This is a genomic window from Kistimonas scapharcae (genome assembly GCF_039540975.1).
Taxonomy (GTDB): domain Bacteria; phylum Pseudomonadota; class Gammaproteobacteria; order Pseudomonadales; family Endozoicomonadaceae; genus Kistimonas; species Kistimonas scapharcae.
Window position 1 is genome coordinate 1 of sequence record NZ_BAABFL010000239.1, and the last position, 1321, is coordinate 1321.

Consider the following 1321-nt stretch of genomic DNA (forward strand, 5'->3'; position numbering starts at 1 on the left):
CAGAGGGTTTTCTTCTTTGTCATCAACAGAGGAGGAAGGTGGCATGGTGCATTACCGACAGATAACCGTCAGACCCAATGGCATCAAGGCCGGAGGTCAGGACTCGGAGGATTTCTTCGAGCGCGACAACGCCCTTGAACGGGAAGTGAGCAGCGACATCTGGGGCATGGAGCCTTCGCTGCTGGTCGAGATCATGGAACGGCTGCAACAGGAGGAGGACGCAGCCTGAACCTGACATTTTTTACCCTCGCAAGAGGGTTTTTTCTTTATGACACCGGCAAAAGGCAGGTGTCACTCAATCAATCACTAAAGAGGAAGTCAATATGACAACTAACAACGCACGTTCAATCGCAGCCAAGAAAGCAGCCGCCACTCGCAAGGCCAACAAAGCCAAAGAGCCAATGCCTTGTGACGAGCTGGATACCAACCAGACCAAGCTCAAGGCCATCGGCAAGAAGCTGTTCCGTGCCGGTCTTGAGTCTTGTGTCGGCAGGAACTACAGCGCCGAACTGCTGACCCTGCTGTCCAACACCCTGCACCACCGGCTGTCTGATTCAGCACCGCTGGCGGCATTCGTGGACATTGCAGGCAGTCAGGAAACCGTGATCGGCGGTGGTGAGTACGGGGAAGACATCAACATCCCCCGCTATGAGACACGGGACGTGATCTTCGCGTTGGAAAGTATCTTCAACGCCGCAGTGAACCGTGTCGCTGCCGCAGAACGCCGCCATGAGTCGGATGTCCGGACACTGGCTCGCCAGCAGGCGAAAGCCAAGGACATCCGTGACGAGACGCCCACCGATAAATACGCCATGGACGCCGCTGATCGTCCGGCAGTGGCGGATTACATCGAGGCGCTGGACGTTCTGCATCTGGCCTGTAGCGAAGTATGGAACGCCTATGCGTCTCGCTTCGAGCGTGCCCGTCGCCACACCCTGCCCTATGGCTCAGAGGTGACGGACAGCATTCTCGGGGAACGGCAGTATGCGTTCGACTACGACACAGCCCGTGCCATGAGCGACCGTTACGCGACAACCGCCAAGCGTGTAGCCGCACTGGACGCTCGCGTTCGGGCACAGGCGCTCAACATTGATATGTGACAAGCAACCATCGCCCAGGGCTAAAGCCTTGGGCGATAGTCGCGTGTCAATCAAGGCGTGTCGGGCAGTCCTGACGGACTGCTTCGGCTGACGCCAACAGCAAAAGCGTCAGGGGTGCCAGGGTGTCCACACCGTGGCGCTCTCAACATCGGAAGGACAGGGCGTTGGTGGGCGTCGGTGGGCGACAAGCGACACTCGACTTATGACACAGGACGCATGAA

Annotated in this window: 2 protein-coding genes; both read left to right on the forward strand. The window is 58.0% G+C overall.

All coding sequences use genetic code 11. The features are described 5' to 3' along the window. On the forward strand, positions 1-229 hold a 229-nt coding region (locus ABD892_RS10650; RefSeq protein WP_345195604.1), incomplete at its 5' end, for a hypothetical protein. Positions 230-323: 94 nt separating this feature from the next. Continuing rightward, positions 324-1100 carry a hypothetical protein gene (locus ABD892_RS10655; protein ID WP_345195605.1) on the forward strand — a complete coding sequence of 259 codons (777 nt, stop codon included), beginning with the start codon at positions 324-326 and terminating at the stop codon, positions 1098-1100. Positions 1101-1321: the final 221 nt, after the last annotated feature.

What these genes read in the sequence shown, in the direction of transcription:
- ABD892_RS10655 (WP_345195605.1), top strand. Translation starts at nt 324, where the DNA reads ATGACAACTAACAACGCACGTTCAATCGCAGCCAAGAAAGCAGCCGCC.